Source organism: Ruegeria sp. BHSC223 (assembly GCF_059613025.1).
The window spans coordinates 53,281-79,323 of record NZ_JBXWRR010000005.1 but is presented as its reverse complement, the minus strand read 5'-3'; the positions used below and the strand labels follow the sequence as shown (position 1 = coordinate 79,323).

Sequence of the window (26,043 nt, the reverse complement as noted above, 5' to 3'; positions counted from 1 at the left end):
AACACGACCATGACATACAAGGTTTTCATCGATGGCGAGGTCGGCACCACCGGCCTGCAAATCCGCGCCCGGCTGGAGGGGCGCGACGATATCCGGCTGATCACGCTGGGCGAAGCCGACCGCAAGAATACCCGCGCGCGGCTCGCCGCCTTTGGTAAGGCCGATGTCGGCATCCTCTGCCTGCCCGACGCGGCGGCGGTCGAGATCGTGGCGGCGCTTGCGGGCACCGGCACCCGGGTGATCGACGCCAGCACCGCGCATCGGGTGCACCCCGACTGGGCTTTCGGCTTTCCTGAACTGGACGATGCACTGCGCGCCCGGATCGCCAGCGGTCGGTTAGTCTCGAACCCCGGCTGTTACTCCACGGGCGCCATCGCGCTTTTGTATCCGCTGGTCCAGCGCGGGCTGATCGCCGCCGATGCGGCACTCAGCATCAACGCCATCAGCGGCTATTCCGGTGGCGGCAAGGCGATGATAGCAGAGTTCGAAAGCGGCCAGACCGATGGTCCCTTCGTCTATGCCACCGACCAGCAGCACAAGCACCTGCCCGAGATCATCGCGCATGTGGGCCTGTCCCGGCGGCCGGTCTTCGTGCCCTCGGTCGGCCCCTATGAACAGGGGATGATCGTGCAGATACCGCTGCCCTTTCTCGAACCGGGGCAGGGCGCCGCGATCAAGGCGGCGCTGGCCGATCACTATGCGGGCAGCCGCTTTGTCTCGGTGGTCTCGCCCGAGCACTATGGCCCCCGCATCGACCCGCGCCGCCTGAATGGCAGCAACCGGATGGAGTTGTCGGTGCATGGCAATCCCGACACCGGTGGGGCCGTGCTGATCGCGCTGCTTGACAATCTGGGCAAGGGGGCCTCGGGCGCCGCAGTGCAGAACCTCAACATCATGCTTGGCCTGGACGAAGGGCTGGGTCTGTGAGCCCGCCGGACCTGCTGCTGACAAGGCTAGAGGGCGAATATGCCATCACCCGCCGCCCCGCCGGTGCACCGCTCCCCCGCTGGCATACCGGCCCTGGCCTGGTCAGCGTCACCCAGGCGCCCGACGAGACCTCGATCCTTTGCCTGTCGGACCGGGTGCCCGAGGGCGAGATTACCGCGCGCGGCTGGCAGGCGGTCCGGGTCGAGACCCTGGCGGCGCTCGACCAGCCCGGCGTGGTGCTGGCGGCGGTGGAACCGGTGTCGCGGTCCGGCCTCGGGGTCTTTGTCACCTCGACCCATGACCGCGATTACCTGCTGGTGCGCGCCGGGCAGGTGGCCCGGGCCGAGGCCGCCTGGATTGCCGAGGGGCACAGCGTTTGCGAGGGCGGTATCACCCTGCGCCGGGCCGGGCCGCAAGATGCCGAGGCGCTGGCCTCCCTCCATTTCCAGGTCTGGCAGGAAACCTATGCCCGCATCGCCCCGCCTGAGGTGCGGCTGGCCCTGAACAAGGCCCGCCGCACCGCCTATTGGCGTGACCGGCTGGCCAATAAGGGGGGTGCAGTGATCGCCCTGCGCGGGAATGAAACGGTGGGCCTGACAGCCCTGTCTCCAAGCGGAGTCGCGGGGTTCGAGGAGTGCGCCGAGATCGACCATCTTTATGTCGCCGCCTCTGCCCGGCGCAGCGGGTTGGGCGCGCGCCTGCTGGGGATCGCCCGGGCGCAAGCGACCCAGTCGGGAGCGCCGCGTCTGATCCTCGCCGTGGTGCGGGAAAATGCGGCGGCGCTGACCTTCTACCACGCGCAAGGCGGCGCGATACTGGCCGAACGTAAGGACAAGGGTCCGCTCTGGCCCTCCGACAATCTGATCCTGGGCTGGCCTGCCGCCTGAGCCGTTGCGTCATCGCCGCCGCCCTCGCAATATGGCGGGGACAGGGAGAGAGACGTGATGCGCATCGTGATAGCGGGGGCAGGCAGTATCGGCTGTTTTTGCGGCGGCTTGCTGGCGCTCGGCGGGCATGACGTTACCCTGCTGGGTCGCGCGCCTTTGCTGGCGCGGATCGCAGCGCATGGCCTGCGTCTGACTGATTATGGCGGGCTCGACCTGCACCTGGGCGCCGACCGGCTGACGCTGGCCACAGATCCCGCCTGCCTTGCGCAGGCGGAACTGGTGATCGTCACGGTCAAGACCCCGGCCACCGCCGACATGGCCTGCGCCATCGCCACCCATGCCCCGGTTTCCGCCCCGGTCCTGTCCTGGCAGAACGGATTGGAAAACGCCCGCCTGCTGCGCACCCGTCTGCCCGGGCGCGACATTCGCGCCGGCATGGTCCCCTTCAACGTGGTCCCGATGGGCGAGGCGACATGGCACCGGGCGTCCTCCGGCGATATCGTGATCGCGGCGGGGCCGGGCGGGCTTGGCGCGGCACTCTCGGTACCCGGCCTGCCGGTCAGCGAGAGTCTGCGGATCGAGGCGGTGCAATGGGGCAAGCTGGTGATCAACCTCAACAACGCGCTTAATGCGCTGTCCGGGCTAACCCTGGTCGAACAACTCTCGGATCGCGGCTGGCGCCGGTTGATGGCCGATCAGATGGCCGAGGCGCTGGGCGTTTTGCGCGCCGCGGGCATTCCGGTTGCGGCGACCATGCCGCTGCCGGCTTGGGTCTCTCCGCATATCCTGCGATTGCCCGACGCTCTGTTTGCTCGCATCGCCGCCCGGATGCTGACGGTCGACCCCAGCGCCCGTAGCTCGATGGCCTATGATCTGGATGCCGGTCGCGCGACCGAAATTGCCAGCCTTCAGGGAGAGATCATCCGGCTGGGCCGCGCCCATGGCGTTGCCACCCCGATCTGTTCCCGCGTCGCCGCCCTGATAGACTCCGCGACGGCCAGCGGCACGACCGCACCCCGTCTGAGTGTTGCTCAGATCGCCCCACCGGACTGACGCGCCCGCCTGTTCTTCTGTTGAAAAATACCTCGGAGCGCGAGGCAGAGCCTCGCAATCCTGTCCTCACCGCGTACGCAAAGGGTCAGACAAAGCTGTTCAGGATCGCAAAGATCACGCCCGACATCAGCGCTGCCGCCGGGACCGTGATCACCCAGGCCGCCACGATGGTCATGAAATGCGACCGCCGCACCAGCTTGCGCCGGCGCCGCTCTTCCAGTGGCAGGCGCTTGGCCGGGGGCCGGTTGTTGCGGTTCTGACGCAACCGGCGCTCGGAATGCCATTCGCGGTAGAATCCGACGCCGAACACCCCGCCAACGGCGATATGGGTCGAACTGACCGGCAGGCCCAGCCAACTGGCCACGATCACCGTGATCGCCGCCGACAGAGCCACGCAGTAGGCCCGCATCGGGTTCAGCTTGGTGATCTGGCTTCCCACCATGCGGATCAGCTTGGGCCCGAACAGGAACAGGCCGAACGAGATGCCAAAGGCACCGATCACCATGACCCAGAAGGGAATGGCCACCTTGGCGGCAAAACTGCCCGCCTGGCTGACATGCACGATGGCCGCCAGCGGACCCACAGCATTGGCCACGTCATTGGCGCCATGGGCAAAGCTCAACAGCCCCGCCGACAACACCAGCGGCAGGCCGAACAGCGCCTTGATGGACTTGGTGCGGTTTTCCATGCCTTCCGACTTGCGCTTGATCCAGGGGATCGTCACCGCCCAGACCAGCAGGGCGGTTGCCAGCCCGATCATCAGGGCGGTCTGCAAATCGATCTTGACGATCTTCTTGATGCCCTTGACCGACAGATACGTGGCAAATGTGCCCGCCATCACCGCCACAAGAATCGGCACCCAGCGGCGCGCAGCGGCAATCTTGTCGGGCTGATACTGGATGCGGTGCTTGATCAGGGCCAGAAACAGCGCCGCGATCACCCCGCCCAGAACCGGAGAGATCACCCAGCTGGCCACGATGGCGCTCATGGTCGACCAGTCCACCGCCGACAGGCCCGCGGCGGCGATGCCCGCGCCCATCACGCCACCCACGACAGAATGGGTGGTCGAGACCGGAGCCCCCACCCAGGTGGCCAGGTTGACCCACAGCGCTGACGAGATCAGCGCCGCCATCATCGCCCAGATGAAGACCTGGGTATCGGCGACGGATTGCGGGTCGATGATCCCCTTGGAGATGGTCGAGACCACATCGCCGCCCGCAAGCAGGGCGCCGGCGCTTTCCGCCACCGCCGCGATGGCAATCGCCGCACCCATGGACAGGGCATTGGCGCCCACCGCCGGGCCCATGTTGTTGGCCACGTCATTGGCGCCGATATTGATCGCCATATAGGCGCCGAAGGCCGCAGCGGCGACCACAACGATCCCGCCCGGCGTTCCACCCAGTGCAACCATCGCGGCCAGAGCCGCCAGGACGATAAAGGCCAGTGCGATGCCGGTCCCCACCAGGGGGCGCGCGGCATAAGCGGTCGCGGTCTCGATCCGGCTGATCCGGTTCAGGTCGGCATCCAGCCGACCCCACTGGGGCTTGGTCTTGCGGTCGCTCATGATATCCTGTTCGGCTCCATGCGGGTCGCGCGCGGCTTAGACCGCGCAGCCCCTTGGCGCAACAGGTGCATCATAAATTTGTCGTAACGCTGTTACAATTGCCGCAGCAGGTCCTGCAATTGCGGTTCCTGCACCATGTTGGCGGCCTCTGACGGCGCGACCCAGCGCAGTTGCCGGCGCCCGGCCTCGGGATAGATATCCGAGAGCTCGTCTACCAGCATCCGATAGACATAGGTTTCCACCGGTTCCACGGTGCCGTTCTTGCGGCGCTTGCCATAACCGAAGGTCCCGATCGGTTCGTCCTCGACCCGGGCACGACGCACGCCAGCCTCTTCCCAGGCTTCCTGAAGCGCGGTTTCGGGACCGCTGAGCCCTTCGATAGGCCAGCCCTTGGGCACGATCCAGCGTCCGGTATCCAGACTGGTGATCAGCAAGACCTCGGGCCCGCCAATGGTGGGGCGCAGGCACAATGCCGCGACTTGCGTCCGTTTCGGACGGAGAAACATGGGACGGACCAACTCGGTCCAGGCGGTGTGGACTCGTGACTTCATCTGCTCACCCTCGGCGCCTGTTCTGCGAGTTTTCGGCGCTTGTGGAAATCTGACCGATATTTGTGTGTTTTCTGCGAAAAATCAACAAAGAACTTTGAAAACATGGAGTTTCAGTGCCCAAAGCCCGAGATTTTGGCATATCCGGGCCATGTATTCGGGCGCCCGCAGGATGAAACTGCTCTCGTGCGGAGCCGGTCTGGAAGATCTCTCTCCACGAGAACTCGGGCCGATTGCATATCTTGATTGCATCGCTGCCGCCAATCGGCAAGCTGGCGGGCAGGGGAGAGACATGAGCGAAAACCTGACAGGCAATTACGACTATATCATCGTGGGTGGAGGCACCGCCGGTTGCGTGCTGGCCAATCGGCTCAGCGCCGACCCAAAGATACGGGTGCTGTTGCTCGAAGCGGGCGGAAAGGGCCATTACCATTGGGTCCATATCCCGGTGGGTTACCTTTATTGCATCGGCAATCCGCGCGTTGACTGGATGATGAAGACCGCCGCCGAACCCGGCCTCAATGGCCGCAGCCTGGTCTATCCGCGCGGCAAGGTGCTCGGCGGCTGCACCTCGATCAACGGCATGATCTACATGCGCGGGCAGGCCGCCGACTATGACGGCTGGCGGCAGATGGGAAATACCGGCTGGGGCTGGGATGACGTGCTGCCCTATTTCCGCCGCTCCGAGGATCACCACAAGGGCGAGAGCGACCTGCATGGCGCCGGGGGCGAGTGGAAGGTCACCACCCAGCGCCTGAGTTGGGAGATCCTGCGCGCCTTTCAGCAGGGCGCGCGCGAGTTCGGATACGAGCCGACCGAGGATTTCAACAGCGGCACCAACGAGGGCTCGGGTTTCTTCGAGGTCAATCAGAGAAACGGCGTGCGCTGGAACACCACCAAGGCATTCCTGCGCCCGGCAATGAACCGTCCCAACCTGCGCGTCCTGACCCGGGCCGAGACGCAGCGGCTGATCCTCGACGGCAAGCGCGTCACCGGCGTTGTCTTCCGCCACAAAGGGGCAGAGCACAGGGTCACGGCGCAGGCCGAGGTGCTGCTGTCCGCGGGCGCCATCAACTCGCCCAAGCTGATGGAGCTTTCCGGGATCGGCCAGCCCGACCGCCTTTCGGCGCTGGGCATCACCCCGGTGCATGACTTGCCGGGCGTGGGCGAGAACCTGCAGGATCACTTGCAGATCCGCACCGTGTTCAAGGTCTCGAACACGCCGACCCTGAACGAGACGGCCAATTCGCTGACCGGTCGCATCGGCATCGCGCTGAAATATGCACTGACCCGCTCGGGCCCGCTCAGCATGGCGCCCAGCCAGTTCGGCATGTTCACCAAATCCGACCCCGCGCTGGAGACGCCGGACCTGGAGTATCACGTGCAACCGCTTTCCACCGACCGGCTGGGTGACCCGCTGCATGCCTTCCCGGCGATCACGGTTTCGGTGTGCAACCTGCGACCAGAAAGCGTGGGCGATTGCCACATCACCAGCGCCGAACCCGGCCCTCAGCCGCATATCCGGCTGAATTACCTCAGCGCCCCGCGCGATCAGCAGGTCGCGGTCGCCGCCGTCAAACAGGCTCGCCGGATCATGACGGCCAAGGCGCTCGCGCGCTACGCTCCAGAGGAATTCCTGCCCGGCCCACAGATCGCCAGCGATGCCGACCTTCTGCGCGAGGCCGGTAACATCGCCACCACGATCTTTCACCCGGTGGGCACCTGCAAGATGGGCAACGACCCGATGGCGGTGGTCGCTCCCGACCTGCGTGTGCACGGGCTCGCGGGCCTGCGGGTGATCGACGCCTCGATCATGCCCAAACTCGTCAGCGGCAACACCGCCTCCCCGGTCATCATGATCGCCGAAAAAGCCGCCGACATGATCCGCGCGCGCTGAGGCAGGCGCGAGATTTTTCGACGAAAAATCTCTGACCGGGCCTCACCCTTTGCGCGGCTTGGCCCTCAGCGTCGGATCGGCCGCGCGCGGGTCTTCGGGCCACGGGTGCTTGGGGTATTGCGCCCGCATGTCCTTGCGCACATCTGCATAGGAGCCGTCCCAGAAGCCCGGCAGGTCGCGGGTGATCTGGATCGGGCGCTGGGCGGGCGAGAGCAGTGTGATCTTGAGCGGTACGCCCGCCACCATCGGATGCTGCGCGACGCCGAACATTTCTTGCAGGCGCACCGAGATCTCCGGGACTTCGTGCTCGTAATCGATGGGCACCCTGCGTCCCAGGGGGGTGACAAAGGCGCCAGGCGCGCGGGTATCCAGTTCCTGACTCTGGCTCCAGTCGAGGCGCGCTTTGAGCGCGGGCAGCAGGTCGAAGCGTTTCCAGTCCTCGGCGCTGCGGACCCCCTGCAGCATCGGCAACAGCCAGTCCTCGACCGTGTCGGTCAGTCCGGCCTCGGAGAAATCCGGAAGATCGGCGCCTTCGGCCCGCAGCAGTTCGACCCGCCGAGCCAGCCGCGCAGCGGCTCCGTCGAGGCGCAGACCCAGATCGCGCACTCCGTCAAGCATGGCCCGCGCGACCGCATCCTCGGGCACATCCTTCCAGACCCGGTCGCTCAGGCTAATCGCGCCCAGCCTCTCTTGTTGCCGCGCAATCACCCTGCGTTCACGGCGGGACCATTCGCAGATGTCGATCCGAGTGATCTGGTTGGCAAATAGATCACGCAACTCGGCCTCGCCGATCCGCGCCGCCATCCGGATGCGAGCCTCGCGCGGGTCGCCATCGGTGTCGATGGCCACCAGATAGGGGGCGCTGGCCAGTCCCTCACCGGGGTCCAATGCGGCGCCCTTGCCGCCCGACAGGACGAAACGGGGTGCCTCTCCCTTGCGGCGCTGGCCGATCCGGTCGGGGTAGGCGAGTGCAGCCATCGCGGCAGGGCTTCTGCCCTCTGCGGGTGCCTTTGCCTGTTTTTCCAGCCGCCGCGCCTCGGCCCTGATCCGGTCGAGCACGCCCATGTTGACCTCGTAGGGGCGTTCGCGCCGGAACCGGGACGGATCGCGCAGGGCCGCGATCCGAAGGTCCAGATCGGCGGGCGCGCCGCGCAACGGATCGCGTTCGGCCATCAGCGCCGCCAGCGGGGCGGCGTCACGCCCGGCGATCGTCAGCATGTGTCCCAGCCTTGGATGCAGGGGAAGCGTAGCCAATGCCCGCCCGTGATCGGTGATCCTCCCCTGCGCATCGAGCGCGCCGAGGAAAGCCAGCAGCGCCCGTGCCTCGGTCAACGCTCCTTCGGGCGGTTGGGTGACGAAGCCAAGTACCTCGGGCTCGGCCCCCCAAAGCGCCAGTTCCAGTGCCAGCCCGGTCAGGTCCGCCGCTTCGATCTCGGCGGGTGGAAAGGCGGCAAGCGCGCCCTCTTCTCCGCGGGTCCAGAGGCGATAGCAGATGCCCGTGGCGACGCGCCCCGCGCGGCCTGCGCGCTGGGTCGCCTCGGCCCGGGTGACCCGTTCGGTGACCAGCCGGGTCATGCCCGAGCCGGGATCGAACCGCGCCCGCCGCGCCTGTCCCATGTCGACCACCACCCGGATATCGGGGATGGTCAGCGATGTTTCCGCGATCGAGGTCGCCAGCACCACATTGCGCCCCTCGGTTGCGGGCCGGATGGCGGCGCGTTGCGCGGCAAAGGGCATGGCGCCGAACAGGGGCCGCAGCGTGCAGATGTCGGGCAAGCGCGCCGAGAGCAAGGTTTCAGCGCGGCGGATTTCCCCCTCGCCGGGCAGAAAGACCAGCAGGCCGCCCCCCAGATCGCGGGTCTCGGCCTCGGCCCTTGCAACCAGGTCGGCCAGCGCCTCGACCCGGCGGGCACGCGGCCCCAGCGGCCGGTCGAGCCAGCGGGTCTCGACCGGATAGGCGCGCCCCTGAGACGTGACCATCGGCGCATCCATCAGCGCCGCCACCGGCTCGGCGTCGAGCGTCGCCGACATCGCCAGCAGGATCAGGTCGTCACGCAGCGCCTCGGCCACTTCGAGACACAGCGCCAGCCCCAGATCGGCATTGAGCGAGCGTTCGTGAAACTCGTCGAAGATCACCGCGCCGATGCCGGGCAGATCGGGCTCGGCCTGCAACATGCGCGTCAGGATGCCTTCGGTCACCACTTCGATGCGGGTGGCGTTCGACCGTTTCGCCTCGCCCCGGATGCGATAACCCACGGTCTGGCCCACCGGTTCGCCCAGCGTCTCGGCCATCCGCTCGGCGGCGGCGCGGGCGGCCAGGCGACGCGGTTCCAGCATCACGATGCGGCCATTGGTCAGGCCAGCCGAGAGCAGGGCCAGCGGCACCCGGGTGGTCTTGCCCGCGCCGGGCGGGGCCTGCAGAACCGCGCGCCCGCGCGCCTGCAGAGCGGTGATGAGGTCGGGCAGGGCGTCGTCGATGGGCAACCGGGTCATGCCGCCTTATCGCCAACGCGGCGGGGGCAGGTCCAGAGCCAATTGGCGGTTCCGGGTGAGGAGCGGTGGCGGCATTGAGTATTTAAGACCAGAAAGAAGCAGCAGGGGCAGCGGCGGGGTCTTCGGGGGGGCGATACAGGGACAATCCGGCGCATCCGGTGGGTCGGCTCTGGACAAACCGGGGCGCGCTCCGTCATCTAGGCCAAATTTGCGAGGACGGCATGGATATCACACAGCTTGGCGACAGGATTTTAGCCGGTGACCGCCGTGCGCTGGCGCGCGCGATCACGCTGGTCGAGAGCCGGCGGGACGATCACCGCGCCCAGGCCGCATCGCTGCTGGACCATCTTGCCGGTGCCGGGCGCCAGGCGCTCAGGATCGGCCTGTCGGGCACGCCGGGCGTTGGCAAATCGACCTTCATCGAGAGCTTTGGCATGATGCTGATCGGGCAGGGGCTGCGGGTGGCGGTGCTGGCGGTCGATCCCAGTTCGGCGCGCTCGGGCGGGTCCATCCTGGGCGACAAGACGCGGATGGAGCGGTTGTCGCGGGAACGGGCCGCCTTCATCCGCCCTTCGCCCAGCCAGAGCCATCTGGGCGGGGTCGCACGCCGCACCCGCGAGGCGGTCAGCCTGTGCGAGGCGGCGGGCTTTGATGTGGTGCTGATCGAGACGGTCGGCGTGGGGCAGTCCGAAACCGTTGTGGCCGAATTGTCCGACCTGTTCCTGCTGCTGCTGGCGCCCGCTGGCGGTGACGAGTTGCAGGGCGTCAAACGCGGCATCATGGAAATGGCTGACCTGATCCTGGTCAACAAGGCGGATGGCGAACTGAAATCCACCGCGACCCGGACCTGTGCCGACTACGCCGGGGCGCTCCGCCTGTTGCGCAAACGGGTGCAGGACCCGCCGGGCTTTCCCAAGGCGCTCACCGTCTCGGCGGTCGAGGAGCAGGGGCTGGACGTCGCCTGGACCGAGATGTGCGCCCTGTCGGATTGGCGCCGCGAGAACGGGCACTGGACGGCCAACCGGGCCGAACAGGCGCGCTACTGGTTCGGACAGGAGGTGCGTCATGCTCTGCTTGCCCGGCTGGAAACGCCACGTGCACGGGCCGAGATGGACCGGCTTTCCACTGCCGCCGCTCAGGGGCAGTTGACGCCCGCCAGCGCCGCCGAGCAGATGCTGGGCTTTCTGAACGAGGAATGAGGCTTTCCTCTTGTCGTACTCAACCATGCCGACCCGCCAGGGGCCACGAGACAACGCAAAGAATCCCGTCCAGCCGTCTTGACCCTCGCCGCGATTCCCACTAAACGCATCCAACCAGTTTTCGGGCGCGACTTCGGGTTGCGCCCCTTGTGATTTGACGGATGGTTCGCCCTCCGTCACCAGATACGAAGGAAGAGACCATGTCGCGCCGTTGCGAACTGACCGGAAAAGGCCCGATGACTGGCAACAATGTCAGCCATGCAAACAACAAGACCCGCCGTCGTTTTCTGCCCAACCTGAACGATGTGACCCTGCAGTCCGAAACCCTGGGCCGTGGTGTCAAGCTGCGTATTTCGGCGTCGGCCCTGCGCTCGGTCGATCACCGGGGCGGTCTGGACGCGTTTCTGGCCAAGGCCAAGGACGAGGACCTGTCCGACAATGCTCTGAAGGTCAAGAAAGAGATTGCCAAGGCGCAAGCCGCGGCCTGATCCTTCCGATCCGCTGATTTCGGGAACCCCGTGCGCTTCGCGTACGGGGTTTCTCTTTTTGGGACGAAACCGGAAAACGGTACGTTTTCCGGCCCGATTTCCTTTGGAAATCGGTCTCCTGACAGACCGGCGTCCTGCTGTCGCAGGGGGTTATTTGCCCTTGCGGAACGGGAGTCTGGAGCAGATATCGGTTAACAGAATGACAACCCCGGTGCGGATATCCATTGCGCTTGCGCTCTCGCTGCTTGTCGGGCTGACCGGTCAGGGGCTGGCCAATTCGCGCGGGATAAGTGCCGCCGTCGCTCAGATGGAGATCTGTACCGGCACCGGGCCCGTCATTCTCTACATGGATGCCAAAGGACAGCCGACTGCCCCGCCGCATTACTGTCCGGACTTCGCGCTGATGCTGCTGGGGGCGCTGTTGCCCGATACCGCGGCCGCGCCCGTCCCACCGCAACAGGCCTTGCCTGTGCCGGACCGGACACAACCCAGCCTGATTGCCCGTATTCTCTCTGCCGTTCCGGCGCGAGCTCCGCCCGCCTTGATCTGAGAACGCTCACTCAGACAGATCAAGACATGACAAAGGAGAGAGACCATGTCGTTGAAATACAAGGTGCTGGCTGCGGCCGCGACCCTTACCCTTGCAACTGCCGCCTGGGCCGGTGAGACCATCGTGGTCGACGACGCTTATGCGCGCGCGTCGGGTGCCAATGCCAAGGCCGGCGCTGCCTTCATGATGATCCGCAATACCGGCGCCGAAGATGATCGCCTGGTAGAGGCCCGTTCGGACGTCGCCGCCAAGGTCGAACTGCATACCCACAAGATCAATGATCAGGGTGTCGCACAGATGATGCACGTTCCCGAGGGGTTCGATATCCCTGCCGGTGGCATGCACGCGCTTGCGCGTGGAGGCGATCATGTGATGTTCATGGGGATCAAGGCGCCGTTTGAGCAGGGAGCCTTGGTGCCGGTGACGCTGGTGTTTGAAAAGGCGGGAGAGATCGAAGTGGAGATCCCCGTCGACCTGGAGCGTCAGGATGGCGGTCATGGCCACATGAAGAAGAAATCGAACTAGGGCCAAGGGGCTACGCCTGTCTTCAGGCTGCGCGGCAGCCCTCATCCAAGCGTCAGGCCGGGCTTTGACCCGGCCTGGTTGCGTCTGGCCAAACAGTTGCGCGGCCAGCGCCCGTCGCCTGCGCGCGTTGCAGCGCGAGGGCGGCGATGGCGAAATCGGCGATTGCCGGACCTCGAAACAGGAAACCGGCGCGGCGGGTCGAATCGTGCCGGTTGACGCTTGTCTTGTGTCCGTCTTCTCCGAGCAAAGCCGCCAGATCGCCGCGAACCTGCGCGGGGTCGATCATCGGCCTTGGATTGGCGGCCTCTTGCGCCAGATCGTCGATATAGAGCGGGTCGAGCGCGGTCATCCCATCGGGCCGCCAGGGCAGGCCCGTATCGGTCAGGCTGGCAAAGGCGCCGGGCTTCAACCAGCGGGCATCCAGGAACGGTATCATCTGGTGATCAAGGGTGACCGAGGAAACCACCAGATCGGCGTCGGCGATGGCGTGGTGCGGGGTGTCTGCGATCTCGACCTCCAGCCCCCGCGCGCGGGCGGCCGCGCCCAGCCGGGCGATATTCTCGGCCCCGCGCCCGAAAACGACCGCCCTTTGCAACGGAAACAGATCGCAGAACGCAGCGAGGTGCGCGCGCGCCTGGGCGCCGGCGCCGACAAAGGCCACCACGCGTGCCGCCGGATCAGCCAGCCGCCGCGCCACCAGCGCGCTGAGGCCGGCGGTGCGCATCCGGGTGATCCAGCCCGCCTGCATCAGGGCCAGCAACTGGCCGGTTTCACTGTCCTGAACCAGCAAAACGCCCTCGGTCCCGGGCAAGCCGCGTACCGGGTTGTCGGGGCTGACCATCACCGATTTCACCACGGTCAGGGAGGGGGCGTCGCCGGTCGCAAGCGTCGTCATCACATAGCGCCCGTCGCCGGGCAGAAGCGCCGATTTCGGTGCCACATGCACTGCTCCGCGAAGCTGTGCCCGGATGGCGTCCTCAAGCGCCATCTGAACCTCGGCGGTTGTTACGCCAAGCCCCCCGAGGTTGCGATCGGAGAGGATCAGGAAATCGCTCATCCCCGCAGGCCCAGCATGTCCGACACCCAGTCGGGCACGACCCGACTGGCCGGGCCGAACCGCGTCTCATCGAAGTTCGAGGCGACAGCCGAAGGTTCGAGGTTCAACTCGATCGTCCGGGCGCCACTGGCCGTGGCTTCCTGCACGAAGCCTGCCGCCGGATAGACCTGCCCCGAAGTGCCGATGGCGGCAAACAGGTCAGCGCTGGCGAGGTGGTCAAAGATCGTATCCATGCAATAGGGCATCTCGCCGAACCACACCACATCGGGTCGGGCCGATGGGCGGGTGCAGGCGGGGCAGGGGGTGGTGGTGTCCATCGTCTCGGGTGCCACCCAGCGGTGGCCGCACCCGGCGCAAAGCGCGCCTGCCAGCGTGCCATGCATGTGGATCACGCCGCGGGCGCCGCCGGCCTCGTGCAGCCCGTCCACGTTCTGGGTGACGATTACCACTTCGCCGGGCCAGTCGCGTTGCAGCCGGGCCAGTGCATGATGGGCGGCATTGGGCTGGGCGGCAGCCGCCTGAACCCGACGTGCATTGTAGAATTCGTGGACCAGCACCGGATCGCGGGCAAAGCCTTCGGGCGTTGCCACATCCTCCAACGGATATTTCGTCCAGATGCCGCCTGCGTCGCGAAAGGTTCCCAGCCCGCTTTCCGCCGAGATCCCGGCACCTGTCAGAATGACGATCTTTCTCATATCACTCCGCTCGCCTATAGGTTCTGGGGAAACAGGAGCCCCGTATGACCCACCGTATCCTCTTTGTCTGTCTAGGCAATATCTGCCGCTCGCCCGCAGCCGAGGGTGTGTTCCGCGCCCTGATGCCCGAAGCCGGGACCGACAGTGCCGGAACCGGTGGCTAGCATGTAGGTGAACCGCCCTATGGCCCGATGCGGGCGGCAGCTGCGGCACGGGGGATCGACCTGTCGGATCTGCGGGCGCGACAGGTCGTGGCGGGTGATTTCGATCTGTTTGATCTGATCCTTGCGATGGATGCCCAGAACCTGGCCGATATCGAGGCGCAACGCCCGCCGGGCAGCGCAACGCCGGTACGGCTGTTCACCGACTATGCGCCCGAGAGTGGCGCCACCCATGTTCCCGACCCCTATTATACCCGCGACTTCGACGGGGCGCTGGATCTGATCGAGATGGCGGCGCACGGATTGCGCAAACGGCTGGTTGCGGGGGCGCTGCTGCCGGGTTGAGAAGCCGTTGCGGCGGAAGCTGAGCGCCTGAACCTAGGAACTGCCACCCGTTCGGGGGGCGTTTCGCGGTTCGATCGTCCGAGGCTCTTCACGATGCAAGTCCCAGCACACTTTTAGAAAACCGGAAACTGCCCGCTTATCTTGCGCAAACTCGACGGCGCCCTCTTGCCCGGTGGGGACAAGACAGGGCTTGATCCCGTCGTCCTGCTTCTTCGAACCGGTGCGCCCGATGTCCCGACACGCCCTCATTTTGCAAGAGCGCCCGCAAGCGGGACGGTGGTGCGCTCAGCTTTCGATCACGCGCAATTCGCCGCCCAGCCATGGGAGTCGCGCCACCGCGGGGTCGATGATCTGGCTCTGCACCAGCCGCCGCATGGTCTCGGCCACGTCGCGCGGCACGCGGTCGGCCCAATCGGCGCCCGCAAACAACGAGATACGGCGCGAGAAGGCGGCAAAGGGCAGGGCAAAGGCCTCGACATCGTCATGAAAGCGCTCTGCCCGCATAAAGCCCAGCGGCGTCGTCACCGCCCAGCCCAGCCGCCGCGCCACCATCGCCATCAGCGCGAGGTGCGAGCCGATCTCGAAACGCTCTTCAAAGTCGAGTTTCTGACGAGCCAGATGCGCCTCGATCTGGCGTCCGATCAGCTGTTCCCGCGCATAGCGCAGCAGTGGCAACCCCTGCAGGGATGCCAGCATGTCGCCACCCTTGGGCACCACGCCACGCGGCGCCACCAGGATGAAGGGATCGCGCACCAGCGGGTATTCGACGATTCCGTCATGTACCTCGCCCGAGGTCGCGGCCACCGCGATATGCAGCCGTCGCGCCTTCATCGCTTCGCTTATCTCGTGGCTGGGTGCGGTGATCAACTTGAACCGGCACTTGGTCAGACTATCGGCCAGCAGGGTCGCCAGCCGCGGTGTCAGGTCGTTGTCGAAATCGTCGATCAGACCCATGCTGAGCGTGCTCAGATGGGTCAGGTCCATCACCGTCAGCTCGCTCTGCGCCAGACGCAGCTCGCTCAGTACCGTTTCCGCGCGGGGCAAGAACGCGCGTCCGGCGGGTGTCAGCACCATCGGGCGGCGCCCATGGTCGACCAGATCGGTGCCAAGCGCCTGCTCCAGGTTGCGCAGTTGCTGGCTGACGGCGGGTTGGCTCAACCCCGTCTGCGCCGACGCCTGGGCCACCGATCCGGTGCGCGACAGCGCCTCGAACACTTCCAGACCGCGCAGGGTCACGCCTTTCATCAGCATCACGATCGCTCCGATCAGTTTTGCATTTTCTTAAACTATCCTGACCTAGGGTCAAGTGAGGAAAACAGGAACACGCCATGACGATCACGGTTTTGAAATCCGCCCCCGGCCTGCCCCCCGCACCACAGGGGGATGCGGCGGATGTGGTGCAGGTGATGCTGGCGCGGCTTCGGTCCGAGGGCGAGGCCGCCGCACGCGACTATGCCGCGCGGCTCGATGGCTGGACCGGCGAGATCGTGGTAAGCCCCGATCAGGTCGCGCGCGCCAGCGAACAGGTGCCCGAGGACCTCAAGGCCCAGATCCGCTATGCCCATGACAATATCCGCCGCTTTGCCGAGGCACAGCGCGCCTCGGCGCTGGATTTCCAGACGGAGCTGCGCCCGGGCCTGATCGCCGGGCAGAAACAGATCCCGCTATCCGCCGCTGGGGCCTATGTGCCGGGTGGGCGCTATGCCCATATCGCCTCGGCGCTGATGACGATCACCACCGCGCGCGCCGCCGGAGTGCCGCAGATTACCGCCGTCTCGCCGCCGCAGGCGGGGCGCGGGGTGCACCCCGCGATCCTCTATGCCATGTCGCTGGCGGGGGCCGACCGCATCCTGGCGCTGGGCGGGGTGCAGGGGGTGGCGGCGCTGGCCTTTGGCCTGTTTGGCGCGCCGCCCGCCGATATCCTGGTGGGTCCGGGCAACCAGTTCGTGGCCGAGGCCAAGCGCCAGCTGTTCGGCCCCGTGGGCATCGACATGTTCGCAGGCCCCACCGACAGCCTGGTGATCGCCGACGCCACCGCCGATCCGCTCACCGTCGCCTGGGACCTGGTCGGACAGGCTGAACATGGCTACAACTCGCCGGTCTGGCTGGTCACCGACGACCGGGCGCTGTCCGAGGCGGTTCTGGCCCATATCCCCGCCTGCATCGCCGATCTGCCCGAACCCAACCGCTCCAGCGCCCAGGCCGCCTGGGACGCGCTGGGCGAGGTGATCCTGTGCTCAGACCGCAAGGAGATGGCCGCCACCGCCGACCGCTACGCGCCCGAGCACCTGCATGTGCAGGCCGCCGACCTCGACTGGTGGCGCGGACGCCTGTCGGCCTATGGTTCGCTGTTCCTGGGGGAACTCACCACCGTGGCCTTTGGCGACAAGGCCAGCGGCCCCAACCATGTGCTGCCCACTTCGGGTGCGGCGCGCTATACCGGCGGGCTCAGCGTGCACAAGTTCCTGAAAACCGTGACCTGGCAACAGGTGGAGCCGCAGGCGCTGCCCGATCTGGCCCGCGCCACCGCCACCATCTCGCGCGCCGAAGGGATGGAGGGGCATGCCCGCACCGCCGATATCCGGCTGGACAAGCTGCGCCCCGCGCTCAGGCAGGTGAACGCGGGCTAAATGGACTTAGGGGGCGGGCTACGACCCGCCACCGCCATCTACGGGGGGTTACTGGCAGATCGCTTGCGCCAGCTCGCCAAAGGCCTTGTAGCGCTTCCACAGCTGTTCGTCGCTGCTCTTGTCCGACATCCGCACCACCTGTGCCTGATGCGGGTCGCTGAACCACTTGGCGACCTTGCGCCGCTCGCTGCGGTTCAGCGCCTTGTTCGCCGCTTCCTGGATACAGCCACAGCGCTCGATGGTGGCGGCGTCGCGGCCACTCTGCCGGCATGCCTGATTGATCACGCCCGGCGCGGCAATGGCCTGCACCGGCATCATAGTTACCAAAAGGGCAGCACCCAGCGCCCCCGTCAAAATCCGTTTCACGTCCTGGCCTCTTGCTCTGCCACGGGGTCTGCCGCCCCGCCTGTCGGGCGACACTATGGCAAAAGAGTCGCCAGGGATCAATCGGCTGCGGTAAATGGAATGTGAGGGTGGCGGGAATGTGAACGACCAAGCCCCACCTTACGGCGCTGGATCAGAAGACACCGAAAATGCGCAGGCCGATTTGAATGATTGCATAGAGTAACCCCCAGATCCCGTCGGCCAGTTTAGTTGCTAGTTCTGCAAGTCGCACCGTCTTCACCAGATCACTGTCAAAGGCCTTCGCCCCCTTTCGGGTCAGCTTTTTCGCGGCGTCCCGAAGCATCGCCATCCGCGACACCCGACCAAACACCCGCATGGCAGCATCCGCGCCGGGCAGGGGCGGCGCGCCGCTGGGCAGGGGCAACAGGGCATCGTTGACCAGCGCCGGGATATCCTCGGCGAAATCCTCTGCCATCTCCCCTTCGCTGATCTCGGTCAGTACCGGTGCCGCCTGTTCCAAGAGCGCCCTGTCCTCGGCGCCAAGCTCTGACAGCGCCTGCCGCGCCAGTTGTTCGCGATTGGCCGCCACCTCGGGGTGGTTGGCGCGGATACCGCGCACGCCTTCCTCCACCGCCTCCAGCAGGGCGATATTGTCCTCGCTGTCGGGCAACTCGCCGGTCTCGTGGATCTGGCGCCGCAGCCCCTTGGCCACCACGGTCAGGGTCAGCTCCGCCTGCTGTGGGTTGTTGCCATATCGTGTCACCGCGCGGGTGATCTTGCGGTATTCGCTGGAGCGTTCGGACAGCCCGTTGGCGCCTTGCAAGGCATCCTCCAGCGCATCCGAGATATGGGTCAGCAGCGCGGACATCAGCGGCGGATTCTGCACCGGGATCGGCACCACCCGGAACCGGCCTGTATCAGGGTTCAGCTCGACCGTTTCGGCCAGCGGCAGCTTTTCCGCCAGAAACGCCGCCTCGATCCGCTCAATCTCCTGCGCCACCGCCTCGGGGCCGGCGTTCCAGATGGCGTCGTCGATCAGGGCAACCCGGCGCTGCAACTCCCAGTCGAGCGGCTTGCCGTCAACAAGACCTGCATACCAGTTTTTCCAGAAATCCCAGGTATTGCTATTGGCCGCTGCTAGTAGCTTGAAAAAGTGTCTAGATTCGTAGAGAGGAGATGTAGCCTGTAGTGCATTCGTCCACAGTGGTTTGTTTGCGATCTCGATGCAACGGCTATCTACGACCGCCTTCGAGGCTAGGTTTGTACCTAGAGTAGCCGTGCCAATCTCATGTGCGAACAGCATGTCTACCGACCGAAGACCCTCAAATTCGGTGCTATTCACCAATAAGGCTGAATCAGTTTCGGGTCGTATAATCAGGTTGGCAGCCCGGGTCGGGCTTGTGTCAATAGTAACGACGCGTTCTCCTCTGCTGAGGGATAGTGAGTATTGCCGTGGGCGTCCCGTTGGGAAGTATGGTGCTGAGAACTTGGACTTTTCCAATGAGGCGATTTGCTGCGAGTCGAGCAAAGCCCTGAAGAGCAGTAGGCACTGCTTGTCCACAAGGTCTTGTGGGCCTCTAAGAACCTCTTGCAGATAGCCTAGGCTTCGCAACACATGCCTGCCAATAAGAAGTTTGCGAGCGGAAGACGAAACCCAACCGAGGCGGTTTGTGTGACGAATGAACTCTGACTCGTAGTAACCCAACTTCTCATCGTTCAAGACCTAGCTTGACCGCCCTATAAAACCCGCTAATACGCGAACCATGACAGACCTCGCCCATATCCGCAATTTCTCCATCGTCGCCCATATCGACCATGGCAAATCCACCCTTGCCGACCGGCTCATCCAAGAGACCGGGACGGTGCAGGATCGTGACATGAAGGCGCAGCTGCTCGATGCGATGGATATCGAGCGCGAGCGGGGCATCACCATCAAGGCCAACACCGTCCGCATCGACTATACCGCCGACAATGGCGAGACCTATGTGCTGAACCTGATCGACACGCCCGGCCATGTCGACTTTGCCTATGAGGTCAGCCGCTCGATGCGCGCGGTCGAAGGGTCCTTGCTGGTCGTCGACAGTACGCAAGGGGTCGAGGCGCAGACGCTGGCCAATGTCTATCAGGCTATCGACGCCGACCACGAGATCGTGCCGATCCTCAACAAGATCGACCTGCCCGCCAGCGAATGCGACCGGGTGGCCGAGCAGATCGAGGATGTGATCGGCATCGACGCATCCGGCGCGATCCGGGTCAGCGCCAAGACCGGCGTCGGCATCCACGAAACGCTCGAGGCCATCGTGCACCACCTGCCCGCGCCCAAGGGCACCCGCGACGCGCCATTGAAGGCGATGCTGGTGGACAGCTGGTATGACAGCTATCTGGGCGTCATCGTGCTGGTCCGCATCATGGACGGCGTGCTGAAAAAGGGCATGCGGGTCAAGTTCATGTCGAACGGCACCCTGCACCATGTGGACCGCATCGGCGTGTTCCGCCCCGCCATGCAGATGATCGACAGCCTCGGACCGGGCGAGATCGGCTTTCTCACTGCGTCCATCAAGCAGGTGCGCGACACCCGCGTCGGCGACACCATCACCAATGACCGCAACGGCACCGAAACCGCGCTGCCGGGCTTCAAACCCGCCCAGCCGGTGGTGTTCTGCGGCCTCTTCCCGGTGGACTCGGCCGAGTTTGAGGACCTGCGCGACGCGATCGAGAAACTGGCGCTGAACGACGCCTCTTTCTCTTACGAAATGGAAACCTCGGCCGCGCTCGGCTTTGGCTTCCGCTGCGGCTTCCTTGGCCTGTTGCATCTCGAGGTCATCCGCGACCGGCTGGAACGCGAATACGATATCGAGCTGATCACCACCGCCCCCAGCGTGGTCTATCACGTCTTCATGAAAGACGGCGAGATGCGCGAGCTGCACAACCCCGCCGACATGCCCGACCTCAGCAAGGTCGACCATATCGAGGAGCCGCGGATCAAGGCCACCATCCTGGTGCCCGACGAATACCTGGGCGACGTGCTGAAACTCTGCCAGGACCGGCGCGGCATCCAACAGGATCTGAGCTATGCCGGCTCGCGCGCCATGGTGGTCTATGACCTGCCGCTGAACGAGGTTGTGTTCGACTTCTACGACCGGCTGAAATCGGTGACCAAGGGCTATGCCAGCTTCGACTACCAGCTGACCGGCTATCGCGAGGACAGCCTGGTGAAAATGTCGATCCTGGTGAATGACGAGCCGGTGGACGCGCTGTCGACCATGGTGCATCGCGACCGGGCCGAGGCGCGCGGGCGGGCCATGTGCGAGAAGTTGAAGGACCTGATCCCCCGCCACATGTTCAAGATCCCGATCCAGGCGGCCATCGGCGGCAAGGTCATCGCGCGCGAGACCCTCTCGGCGCTGCGCAAGGACGTGACCGCCAAATGCTACGGCGGCGACGCGACGCGGAAAAAGAAGCTGCTGGAAAAGCAGAAAGCGGGCAAGAAGAAGATGCGCCAGTTCGGGAAAGTGGATATCCCGCAGGAAGCGTTTATTTCAGCACTCAAAATGGACAGCTGAGGCTGTCCGTTTTGAGTGACGGTGGGCGAAAGCGGTTGGCGCAGCCAACTGTGGGGTTTTTCGCTTTGAATGCTGACCAACTGACTTTCTCAATCTGGATGTTGAACTATCGGCAATATGGCGTGGTGTATGCTAATTGGTAGATCTCTTCGAATAGTACCAATCATTCCCAGGACTATCAGGTAAATTCGATTAGCATCGTTGAGGACTTCATCGACAACTTCTCGTGTCACGGCGTTAGTTTGTCGCTTAAACTTAGGGTTGTTCCTCGAACCAATGTTGGTCACATAATCCACACGCAAGAATCCCTTTGTTGTTCCAAAAAATGCACCGTGTGCGGCCATGTGCCGGTTTTGGACAAATCTCTCTATCCAATCAGATAAGGCGGACAAGTCTTCAGAAAAATTAAATTCTCTCGCTGGTTTGCTAGCCTTCTTGAGTTCTTTGACAAGCTCTTTTGTGGATAGTTTTCTTACTTGGCAATATGCTTCGAACCAGCCTTCATTCTCCGGCTTTAGCCCTCTGAGGCAGACAATGAGAGCGCTTGCAAGCAACTCGATATGAGCGCAGGTTTGCAGATACAGTCCCAGTGCATAAGTAAAATCTCTTGGTAGCAATCCTTCAATGGCTGCGCCTCGGTCAGGAAATTCATCGGTCATCAACTGCCTCGAGAAACAATTTTTTCAAGTTGATTGTTTGCAAGAACAACAACAATAGCAAGCTGCTGCTTTACCTTTTTTGTCGATGCCGCTTTTAATTCGATTTGCCGCCCTGCCGCAGGCCGGGCCGCGCCGACCCGCCCCCATGGGGCGGCGCGGCCCTTAGCTCTGTTGATCATCCGTTGAAGGGGAATTTGCACCCTAGAGGGCTTACTCTCCGACCCTCACCGCCCCCGCACCAGGCCTCTCGCCAAAGTGGTCACGATAAAGCTCAGCGCGGCGACGCAGACGATGCTGGGGCCTGCGGGTGTGTCGAACAGGTAAGCGCCGTAAAGGCCGGCCAGCGCCGAAAGGCCGCCGATGCCCGCTGCCCCCAGTGCCATCCCCTCGGGCGTGCCGGACAGGGGCCGGGCGGCGGCGGCGGGGATGACCAGCAGCGCCGCGATCAGCAGCACGCCCACCACCTTGATCGCCACCGCGACCACCACCGCCAGCGCCAGCGTCAGCCAGGTCTCGGCCCGGCGCGGATCGACCCCGGCGGCATGGGCCAGATCGGGGTTCAGCGTTGCGATCAGCAGGTCGGACCAGCGCCACAGCGTCAGCCCCAGCACCAGCGCGCCGCCGCCCCAGATCACCGCCAGGTCGCTGCGCGACACCGCCAGGATATCGCCGAACAGAAAGGCCATCAGGTCCAGCCGCACATCCGCCAGCAGCGACACCGCCACCAGCCCCGCCGCCAGCGCCGTATGCGCCATCACCCCCAGCGCCGTGTCCATCGCATAGCCGCGCCCGCGCATCAGAGTCACCGCCGAGGCCATCAGCACCGCCGCCAGCACCACCGCCGGCAGGATCGGGGCCGACAGCGCCAGCGCCAGCGCCACGCCCAGCACCGCCGCATGGGCCGTCGCCTCGCCGAAATAGGCCATCCGCCGCCAGACCACGAAACAGCCCAGCGGCCCCGAGGCCAAGGCAACGCCTGCGCCCGCAAGCGCTGCGCGGATCATGAAATCGTCCAGCATCACCGGTCTCCGTGCTGATGCATATGCTCTGCGCCATGGTCATGGCCGCAATCGTCGTCGTGGCTGTGGCTGTGCTGGTGGCGGTAGAGCGCCAGCGCCCCCCGTGTGCCGGTACCAAAGAGTGCCCGGTATTCCGGCGCGTCGGCCACCACCTCGGGCGTGCCCTCGCAGCAGATATGACCGTTCATGCACAGCACCCGGTCCGAGGCGGCCATGACGACGTGCAGATCGTGGCTGACCATCACCACCGCACAGCCGAGGTCCTGGCGGACCTCTTCGATCTGTTGATAAAACGCGGCCGATCCGGGCTGGTCCAGCCCCTGTGTCGCCTCGTCCAGCAACAGCAGGTGCGGGCGTTCCAGCACCGCGCGCGCCAGCAGCACGCGCTGGAACTGGCCGCCCGACAGGTCGGTCATCTGCCGGTTGGCCAGGTCGGGCACACCGGCGCGGGCCAGCGCCTCGGCGGCGACATCCTGCGGCACCCGGCGCGGCAGGCTCAGGAACCGGCTGACGGTGATCGGCAGCGTCGCGTCGATCGCCAGTTTCTGCGGCACATATCCGATGCGCAGACCCGGCGCGCGGATCACCCGGCCCGAGGCCGGGGGCAGGGCGCCGATCAGCGCCCTGAGAAAGGTGGATTTGCCCGAGCCGTTGGGGCCGACGATGGTGACGATCTCTCCCGGCGCGACAGCGACGGTGATATCGGCAAGCACGGTGCGGCCGTCGACCCGGATGCTCAGCCCCTCGGCGGCAATGACCGGAGTGTTCATGCGGCCTGACCCGCGCAGCCGGGACAGAGTCCCTCGGCCTCGACCACGATCCGTTCGATGGTGAACCCGGCCTCGGCGGCGGCCTTGCCCAGACGGCCCTGTTCCAGCTCGGTTCCCGCCTCGGCCACCGCCTTGCAGTTGCGGCAGATCAGAAAGGCGGGCACGTGGTCCTCCTCGGGATGGGCGCAGGCGGTATAGGCGTTCAGCCGCTCGATCCGGTGGGCGAACCCGTTCTGCACCAGGAAATCCAGCGCCCGATAGGCCACGGGCGGTTGCGAGCCCAGCCCGTCGGCGGCGAGAATGTCGAGGATTTCATAAGCGCCCATGGCCCGGTGACGGTCGAGCAGGATTTCCAGCACCCGGCGCCGCACCGGGGTGAATTGCAGCTTGTGCGCGGCGCAATGGCTTTCGGCCTGATGCAGCGCGGTGGCGATGCACTGGCTGTGGTCGTGACGTTCGAAACCTTTGGCGGTCATTCGGGCCTCCCGGCGAATTTCAGGCTTGATATGTTATAACATCCCCGATATCAAGTCGCACAAGTTGTTACACTATAACATGTCGAGGTGTCCATGAACCGTCTATCCCTATCCGCGTTGATGATGACCTGTGCCACGCCGCTGCTGGCCGAGGTGCCGCAGGTTGCGGTCGATATAGCGCCCGTTCATTCGCTGGTGGCCCAGCTCATGGCCGGGGTTGGCGAACCGGACCTGATTGTGCGCCCCGGTGCCTCGCCGCATGGTTATGCCCTGCGCCCGTCCGAAGCGCGGGCAGTGCAGCAGGCCGATCTGGTGGTCTGGATGGGCGAGGAGCTGACCCCGTGGCTGGAGAAGCCGCTGTCGTCGCTGTCGGGCGATGCCCGCCATATCGCACTGCTCGAACAACCCGCGACGGCGCGGTTGGGGTATCGCGATCTGGCGCATGATGACCACGAAGATCATGACGATCATGACGATCACAAGGAACATGCAGATCACGAAACGCAGGGCGACAAAGGGCATGACGATCACGCGCAGGCCGCGCATGACGACCATGACGGCGATCATGATCACAGTGGCACCGACCCGCATGCCTGGCTCGATCCGGGCAATGCCAGCGTCTGGCTGTCGCTGCTGGCCGAGGCACTGGCCGGGCTCGATCCCGATCACGCGGACCGGTACCGCGCCAACGCGGCCGAGGCGCAAGCCCGCCTGGCCGAGCTGACAGTCCAGATCGCGGCAGAGTTGCAACCGATGCAAGGTAAACCCTTTATCGCGTTTCACGATGCCTACCAGTATTTCGAGCGCCCCTTTGGCCTGACACTGGCCGGCACCGTGTCGCTGGGCGATGCCAGCAGCCCCAGCCCGGCCCGGCTGGCGCATCTGCGCGAAGAGGTGGTGGAAGAGGGGGTGACCTGCGCCTTTTCCGAACCGCAATACAACACCGCCCTGATCGAAACGGCGGTCGAGGGCACGGGCGCGGCGATTTTCGTGCTCGATCCACTGGGCGCTGGGCTGGAGCCGGGACCGGAGCTTTATCCGCAGGTGCTGCGCGACATGGCGGCAAGCTTTGCCGCCTGCGCGACGCGCTGAACGACAAGATGCTATTCGGCGGCGCTGAACCCTTCGATCAACTGGCGTAGCCCCAGCGCGGCGCCGGCAAAGATTGCCAGAAATGTAACCGGGGCGCTGATTGCCAGCAGGCTGAAGGCTGTCAGCCCCTGACCCACGGTGCAGCCCATGGCAATGACTGCGCCGGTGCCCATGATCGCCGCTCCTACGATCTGGCGGCGCAGTTCGCGCGGGTCCTCGCAGGCCTCCCAGCGGAAGTGACCCTTGATCAGCGAGCCGATAAAGGCGCCTGCCCAAACCCCGGCGACCGAACCTACCGCAAAGGACAGCGGGCGCACCGAACCGGTCATCGCATACAGGATGGTCTCGCCCACTGGCGCCGAGAAGCTGTGGGAGACGACCTGTAGACCATCGAAGCCGTTCTGATAGACCCAGAAGCTTCCAGCCCAGCCGCTGACGACCGCGCCAGCGACCACCAGCGACCAGAAGATGGATTTCGGCTCGCGTCGCATGTCCCGTGAGCTAAGTGCAGCAAGGCAAAGGAGCAGCCCGATGGCGATGCCGATCACATGTACCGGCAGGCCAGTCAGCACATGGGCGCGATGGGCCAGCCCCGGCGGCAGGTCGCCGGCGACCTCGATCTGGGGAAACAGCAGGTTGCGCAGCGGCGCCAGAGGTCCGGCCAGGGTGACATAGGTAAAGACCCCCATCACCAGAACGATGACAAAGGCGCGCAGATCGCCACCGCCCAGCCGCGCGATCGAGCCGTAGCCGCAATTGCCCGCCAGCGCCATGCCATAGCCGAACATCAGGCCGCCCAGGATCGAGGCCAGCGGCATCCAGCGGATCGACAGGTAATAGCTCTGCTCGGGATCGAGCCAGCCCAGCCCCATCAGGCCGAAACTGCCCGCCATGGCGGCGCCGATGGCCAGCACCCACATCCGCATCCGGAGGTCGGAGCCGCCATAGAGCAGGTCTTCGATCGCGCCCAGGGTACAGAACCGGCCCAGGCGTGCAGCCAGCCCCAAGGCAATACCGCCCATGAGGCCGATCAACGCGACGGCCTGGCTGTCGCTCAGCCAAACAAGCATGTTTTCCTCCCCACGCTTCGGTGGCCGGTT

At 65.2% G+C, this 26,043-nt stretch carries 24 protein-coding genes and 1 pseudogene; 12 read left to right on the top strand and 13 right to left on the bottom strand.

Features of this window, described 5'->3' with window-relative positions:
* Positions 1–9 precede the first annotated feature (9 nt).
* From argC to AC2FNY_RS10690, 3 genes are read left to right on the top strand one after another with little or no spacing between them, the layout of a single operon-like run.
* Positions 10–927 carry an N-acetyl-gamma-glutamyl-phosphate reductase gene (argC, locus tag AC2FNY_RS10700; RefSeq protein WP_496802429.1) on the top strand — a complete coding sequence of 306 codons (918 nt, stop codon included), beginning with the start codon at positions 10–12 and terminating at the stop codon, positions 925–927.
* Entirely contained in the window at positions 924–1,814 is an 891-nt protein-coding gene (locus AC2FNY_RS10695) for a GNAT family N-acetyltransferase (protein ID WP_496802428.1), read from the top strand. Before argC ends, AC2FNY_RS10695 begins: the two co-directional genes overlap by 4 nt.
* A 57-nt stretch (positions 1,815–1,871) precedes the next feature.
* Positions 1,872–2,867: a 2-dehydropantoate 2-reductase gene (locus AC2FNY_RS10690; protein WP_496802427.1), complete on the top strand. Its 996-nt coding sequence runs from the start codon at positions 1,872–1,874 to the stop codon at positions 2,865–2,867.
* Between the two features lie 85 nt (positions 2,868–2,952).
* On the opposite strand, the gene AC2FNY_RS10685 is transcribed toward AC2FNY_RS10690, so the two are convergent.
* Positions 2,953–4,431 carry an inorganic phosphate transporter gene (locus AC2FNY_RS10685; RefSeq protein WP_234139392.1) on the bottom strand — a complete coding sequence of 493 codons (1,479 nt, stop codon included), beginning with the start codon at positions 4,429–4,431 and terminating at the stop codon, positions 2,953–2,955.
* A 92-nt stretch (positions 4,432–4,523) separates the two neighbouring features.
* Positions 4,524–4,982, bottom strand: coding sequence for an NUDIX hydrolase (locus tag AC2FNY_RS10680; RefSeq protein WP_234139393.1), 459 nt, complete (start codon positions 4,980–4,982; stop codon positions 4,524–4,526).
* Positions 4,983–5,271: 289 nt separating this feature from the next.
* Here AC2FNY_RS10680 and AC2FNY_RS10675 point away from each other — a divergent pair, with 289 nt between their 5' ends.
* Positions 5,272–6,876, top strand: a complete 1,605-nt coding sequence (locus tag AC2FNY_RS10675; RefSeq protein WP_496802426.1) for a GMC family oxidoreductase — start codon at positions 5,272–5,274, stop codon at positions 6,874–6,876.
* A 42-nt stretch (positions 6,877–6,918) separates the two neighbouring features.
* Here the strand turns inward: AC2FNY_RS10675 and hrpB are convergent, their stop codons facing one another.
* On the bottom strand, positions 6,919–9,369 hold the full coding sequence (gene hrpB / locus AC2FNY_RS10670; protein WP_496802425.1) for an ATP-dependent helicase HrpB: 2,451 nt from the start codon (positions 9,367–9,369) through the stop codon (positions 6,919–6,921).
* Positions 9,370–9,590: 221 nt separating this feature from the next.
* On the opposite strand from hrpB, the gene meaB reads away from it, so the two are divergent.
* From meaB to AC2FNY_RS10650, 4 genes are all read left to right on the top strand, one after another.
* Positions 9,591–10,568, top strand: coding sequence for a methylmalonyl Co-A mutase-associated GTPase MeaB (meaB, locus tag AC2FNY_RS10665; RefSeq protein ID WP_234139396.1), 978 nt, complete (start codon positions 9,591–9,593; stop codon positions 10,566–10,568).
* 200 nt (positions 10,569–10,768) lie between these two features.
* Positions 10,769–11,056, top strand: coding sequence for a 50S ribosomal protein L28 (gene rpmB, locus AC2FNY_RS10660; RefSeq protein ID WP_234139397.1), 288 nt, complete (start codon positions 10,769–10,771; stop codon positions 11,054–11,056).
* 199 nt (positions 11,057–11,255) lie between these two features.
* Positions 11,256–11,606, top strand: a complete 351-nt coding sequence (locus AC2FNY_RS10655; protein WP_234167137.1) for a hypothetical protein — start codon at positions 11,256–11,258, stop codon at positions 11,604–11,606.
* 45 nt (positions 11,607–11,651) lie between these two features.
* Positions 11,652–12,131 carry a copper chaperone PCu(A)C gene (locus AC2FNY_RS10650; protein ID WP_234139399.1) on the top strand — a complete coding sequence of 160 codons (480 nt, stop codon included), beginning with the start codon at positions 11,652–11,654 and terminating at the stop codon, positions 12,129–12,131.
* Between the two features lie 52 nt (positions 12,132–12,183).
* On the opposite strand, the gene AC2FNY_RS10645 is transcribed toward AC2FNY_RS10650, so the two are convergent.
* Positions 12,184–13,188, bottom strand: a complete 1,005-nt coding sequence (locus AC2FNY_RS10645) for an ornithine cyclodeaminase family protein (protein ID WP_496802424.1) — start codon at positions 13,186–13,188, stop codon at positions 12,184–12,186.
* Positions 13,185–13,883: an NAD-dependent deacylase gene (locus AC2FNY_RS10640; protein ID WP_496802423.1), complete on the bottom strand. Its 699-nt coding sequence runs from the start codon at positions 13,881–13,883 to the stop codon at positions 13,185–13,187. The genes AC2FNY_RS10645 and AC2FNY_RS10640 overlap by 4 nt, the downstream gene beginning before the upstream one ends.
* A gap of 44 nt (positions 13,884–13,927) precedes the next feature.
* On the opposite strand from AC2FNY_RS10640, the pseudogene AC2FNY_RS10635 reads away from it, so the two are divergent.
* Positions 13,928–14,389 (top strand): annotated as a pseudogene (locus AC2FNY_RS10635) (low molecular weight protein-tyrosine-phosphatase).
* 285 nt (positions 14,390–14,674) lie between these two features.
* Here AC2FNY_RS10635 and AC2FNY_RS10630 read toward each other — a convergent pair.
* Positions 14,675–15,640, bottom strand: a complete 966-nt coding sequence (locus tag AC2FNY_RS10630) for a LysR family transcriptional regulator (RefSeq protein ID WP_234139403.1) — start codon at positions 15,638–15,640, stop codon at positions 14,675–14,677.
* A gap of 77 nt (positions 15,641–15,717) precedes the next feature.
* On the opposite strand from AC2FNY_RS10630, the gene hisD reads away from it, so the two are divergent.
* Positions 15,718–17,019: a histidinol dehydrogenase gene (gene hisD / locus AC2FNY_RS10625; protein WP_496802422.1), complete on the top strand. Its 1,302-nt coding sequence runs from the start codon at positions 15,718–15,720 to the stop codon at positions 17,017–17,019.
* 48 nt (positions 17,020–17,067) lie between these two features.
* On the opposite strand, the gene AC2FNY_RS10620 is transcribed toward hisD, so the two are convergent.
* Positions 17,068–17,385: a hypothetical protein gene (locus AC2FNY_RS10620; protein ID WP_234143218.1), complete on the bottom strand. Its 318-nt coding sequence runs from the start codon at positions 17,383–17,385 to the stop codon at positions 17,068–17,070.
* A gap of 151 nt (positions 17,386–17,536) precedes the next feature.
* Complete coding sequence (locus AC2FNY_RS10615; protein ID WP_496802421.1) at positions 17,537–18,421, bottom strand: hypothetical protein; 885 nt, start codon at positions 18,419–18,421, stop codon at positions 17,537–17,539.
* A 706-nt stretch (positions 18,422–19,127) separates the two neighbouring features.
* Here AC2FNY_RS10615 and lepA point away from each other — a divergent pair.
* A complete protein-coding gene (gene lepA, locus AC2FNY_RS10610) occupies positions 19,128–20,927 on the top strand; it encodes a translation elongation factor 4 (RefSeq protein WP_234143219.1) in 1,800 nt (599 codons plus the stop codon).
* A gap of 89 nt (positions 20,928–21,016) precedes the next feature.
* On the opposite strand, the gene AC2FNY_RS10605 is transcribed toward lepA, so the two are convergent.
* The 4 genes from AC2FNY_RS10605 to AC2FNY_RS10590 form a co-directional block, all read right to left on the bottom strand.
* A complete protein-coding gene (locus tag AC2FNY_RS10605) occupies positions 21,017–21,586 on the bottom strand; it encodes a hypothetical protein (RefSeq protein WP_234163237.1) in 570 nt (189 codons plus the stop codon).
* Between the two features lie 224 nt (positions 21,587–21,810).
* Positions 21,811–22,605 (bottom strand): metal ABC transporter permease, encoded by a 795-nt coding sequence (locus tag AC2FNY_RS10600; RefSeq protein ID WP_234139408.1) that lies wholly within the window; start codon positions 22,603–22,605, stop codon positions 21,811–21,813.
* Positions 22,605–23,375, bottom strand: coding sequence for an ATP-binding cassette domain-containing protein (locus AC2FNY_RS10595; RefSeq protein WP_496802420.1), 771 nt, complete (start codon positions 23,373–23,375; stop codon positions 22,605–22,607). Before AC2FNY_RS10595 ends, AC2FNY_RS10600 begins: the two co-directional genes overlap by 1 nt.
* Positions 23,372–23,851, bottom strand: coding sequence for a helix-turn-helix domain-containing protein (locus AC2FNY_RS10590; RefSeq protein ID WP_234139410.1), 480 nt, complete (start codon positions 23,849–23,851; stop codon positions 23,372–23,374). Before AC2FNY_RS10590 ends, AC2FNY_RS10595 begins: the two co-directional genes overlap by 4 nt.
* 93 nt (positions 23,852–23,944) lie before the next feature.
* On the opposite strand from AC2FNY_RS10590, the gene AC2FNY_RS10585 reads away from it, so the two are divergent.
* Positions 23,945–24,943, top strand: a complete 999-nt coding sequence (locus AC2FNY_RS10585; RefSeq protein ID WP_496802419.1) for a zinc ABC transporter substrate-binding protein — start codon at positions 23,945–23,947, stop codon at positions 24,941–24,943.
* A gap of 11 nt (positions 24,944–24,954) precedes the next feature.
* On the opposite strand, the gene AC2FNY_RS10580 is transcribed toward AC2FNY_RS10585, so the two are convergent.
* Entirely contained in the window at positions 24,955–26,013 is a 1,059-nt protein-coding gene (locus AC2FNY_RS10580; protein ID WP_496802418.1) for a YeeE/YedE family protein, read from the bottom strand.
* Between the last annotated feature and the right edge of the window lie 30 nt (positions 26,014–26,043).

What these genes read in the sequence shown, in the direction of transcription:
- AC2FNY_RS10605 (WP_234163237.1), bottom strand. Translation starts at nt 21,586, where the DNA reads ATGACCGATGAATTTCCTGACCGAGGCGCAGCCATTGAAGGATTGCTA.
- meaB (WP_234139396.1), top strand. Translation starts at nt 9,591, where the DNA reads ATGGATATCACACAGCTTGGCGACAGGATTTTAGCCGGTGACCGCCGT.
- AC2FNY_RS10675 (WP_496802426.1), top strand. Translation starts at nt 5,272, where the DNA reads ATGAGCGAAAACCTGACAGGCAATTACGACTATATCATCGTGGGTGGA.
- AC2FNY_RS10685 (WP_234139392.1), bottom strand. Translation starts at nt 4,431, where the DNA reads ATGAGCGACCGCAAGACCAAGCCCCAGTGGGGTCGGCTGGATGCCGAC.
- hrpB (WP_496802425.1), bottom strand. Translation starts at nt 9,369, where the DNA reads ATGACCCGGTTGCCCATCGACGACGCCCTGCCCGACCTCATCACCGCT.
- argC (WP_496802429.1), top strand. Translation starts at nt 10, where the DNA reads ATGACATACAAGGTTTTCATCGATGGCGAGGTCGGCACCACCGGCCTG.
- hisD (WP_496802422.1), top strand. Translation starts at nt 15,718, where the DNA reads ATGACGATCACGGTTTTGAAATCCGCCCCCGGCCTGCCCCCCGCACCA.
- AC2FNY_RS10630 (WP_234139403.1), bottom strand. Translation starts at nt 15,640, where the DNA reads ATGCTGATGAAAGGCGTGACCCTGCGCGGTCTGGAAGTGTTCGAGGCG.
- AC2FNY_RS10680 (WP_234139393.1), bottom strand. Translation starts at nt 4,982, where the DNA reads ATGAAGTCACGAGTCCACACCGCCTGGACCGAGTTGGTCCGTCCCATG.
- lepA (WP_234143219.1), top strand. Translation starts at nt 19,128, where the DNA reads ATGACAGACCTCGCCCATATCCGCAATTTCTCCATCGTCGCCCATATC.
- AC2FNY_RS10655 (WP_234167137.1), top strand. Translation starts at nt 11,256, where the DNA reads ATGACAACCCCGGTGCGGATATCCATTGCGCTTGCGCTCTCGCTGCTT.
- AC2FNY_RS10600 (WP_234139408.1), bottom strand. Translation starts at nt 22,605, where the DNA reads ATGCTGGACGATTTCATGATCCGCGCAGCGCTTGCGGGCGCAGGCGTT.
- AC2FNY_RS10585 (WP_496802419.1), top strand. Translation starts at nt 23,945, where the DNA reads ATGAACCGTCTATCCCTATCCGCGTTGATGATGACCTGTGCCACGCCG.
- AC2FNY_RS10690 (WP_496802427.1), top strand. Translation starts at nt 1,872, where the DNA reads ATGCGCATCGTGATAGCGGGGGCAGGCAGTATCGGCTGTTTTTGCGGC.
- AC2FNY_RS10650 (WP_234139399.1), top strand. Translation starts at nt 11,652, where the DNA reads ATGTCGTTGAAATACAAGGTGCTGGCTGCGGCCGCGACCCTTACCCTT.
- AC2FNY_RS10590 (WP_234139410.1), bottom strand. Translation starts at nt 23,851, where the DNA reads ATGACCGCCAAAGGTTTCGAACGTCACGACCACAGCCAGTGCATCGCC.
- AC2FNY_RS10640 (WP_496802423.1), bottom strand. Translation starts at nt 13,883, where the DNA reads ATGAGAAAGATCGTCATTCTGACAGGTGCCGGGATCTCGGCGGAAAGC.
- AC2FNY_RS10595 (WP_496802420.1), bottom strand. Translation starts at nt 23,375, where the DNA reads ATGAACACTCCGGTCATTGCCGCCGAGGGGCTGAGCATCCGGGTCGAC.
- rpmB (WP_234139397.1), top strand. Translation starts at nt 10,769, where the DNA reads ATGTCGCGCCGTTGCGAACTGACCGGAAAAGGCCCGATGACTGGCAAC.
- AC2FNY_RS10645 (WP_496802424.1), bottom strand. Translation starts at nt 13,188, where the DNA reads ATGAGCGATTTCCTGATCCTCTCCGATCGCAACCTCGGGGGGCTTGGC.
- AC2FNY_RS10580 (WP_496802418.1), bottom strand. Translation starts at nt 26,013, where the DNA reads ATGCTTGTTTGGCTGAGCGACAGCCAGGCCGTCGCGTTGATCGGCCTC.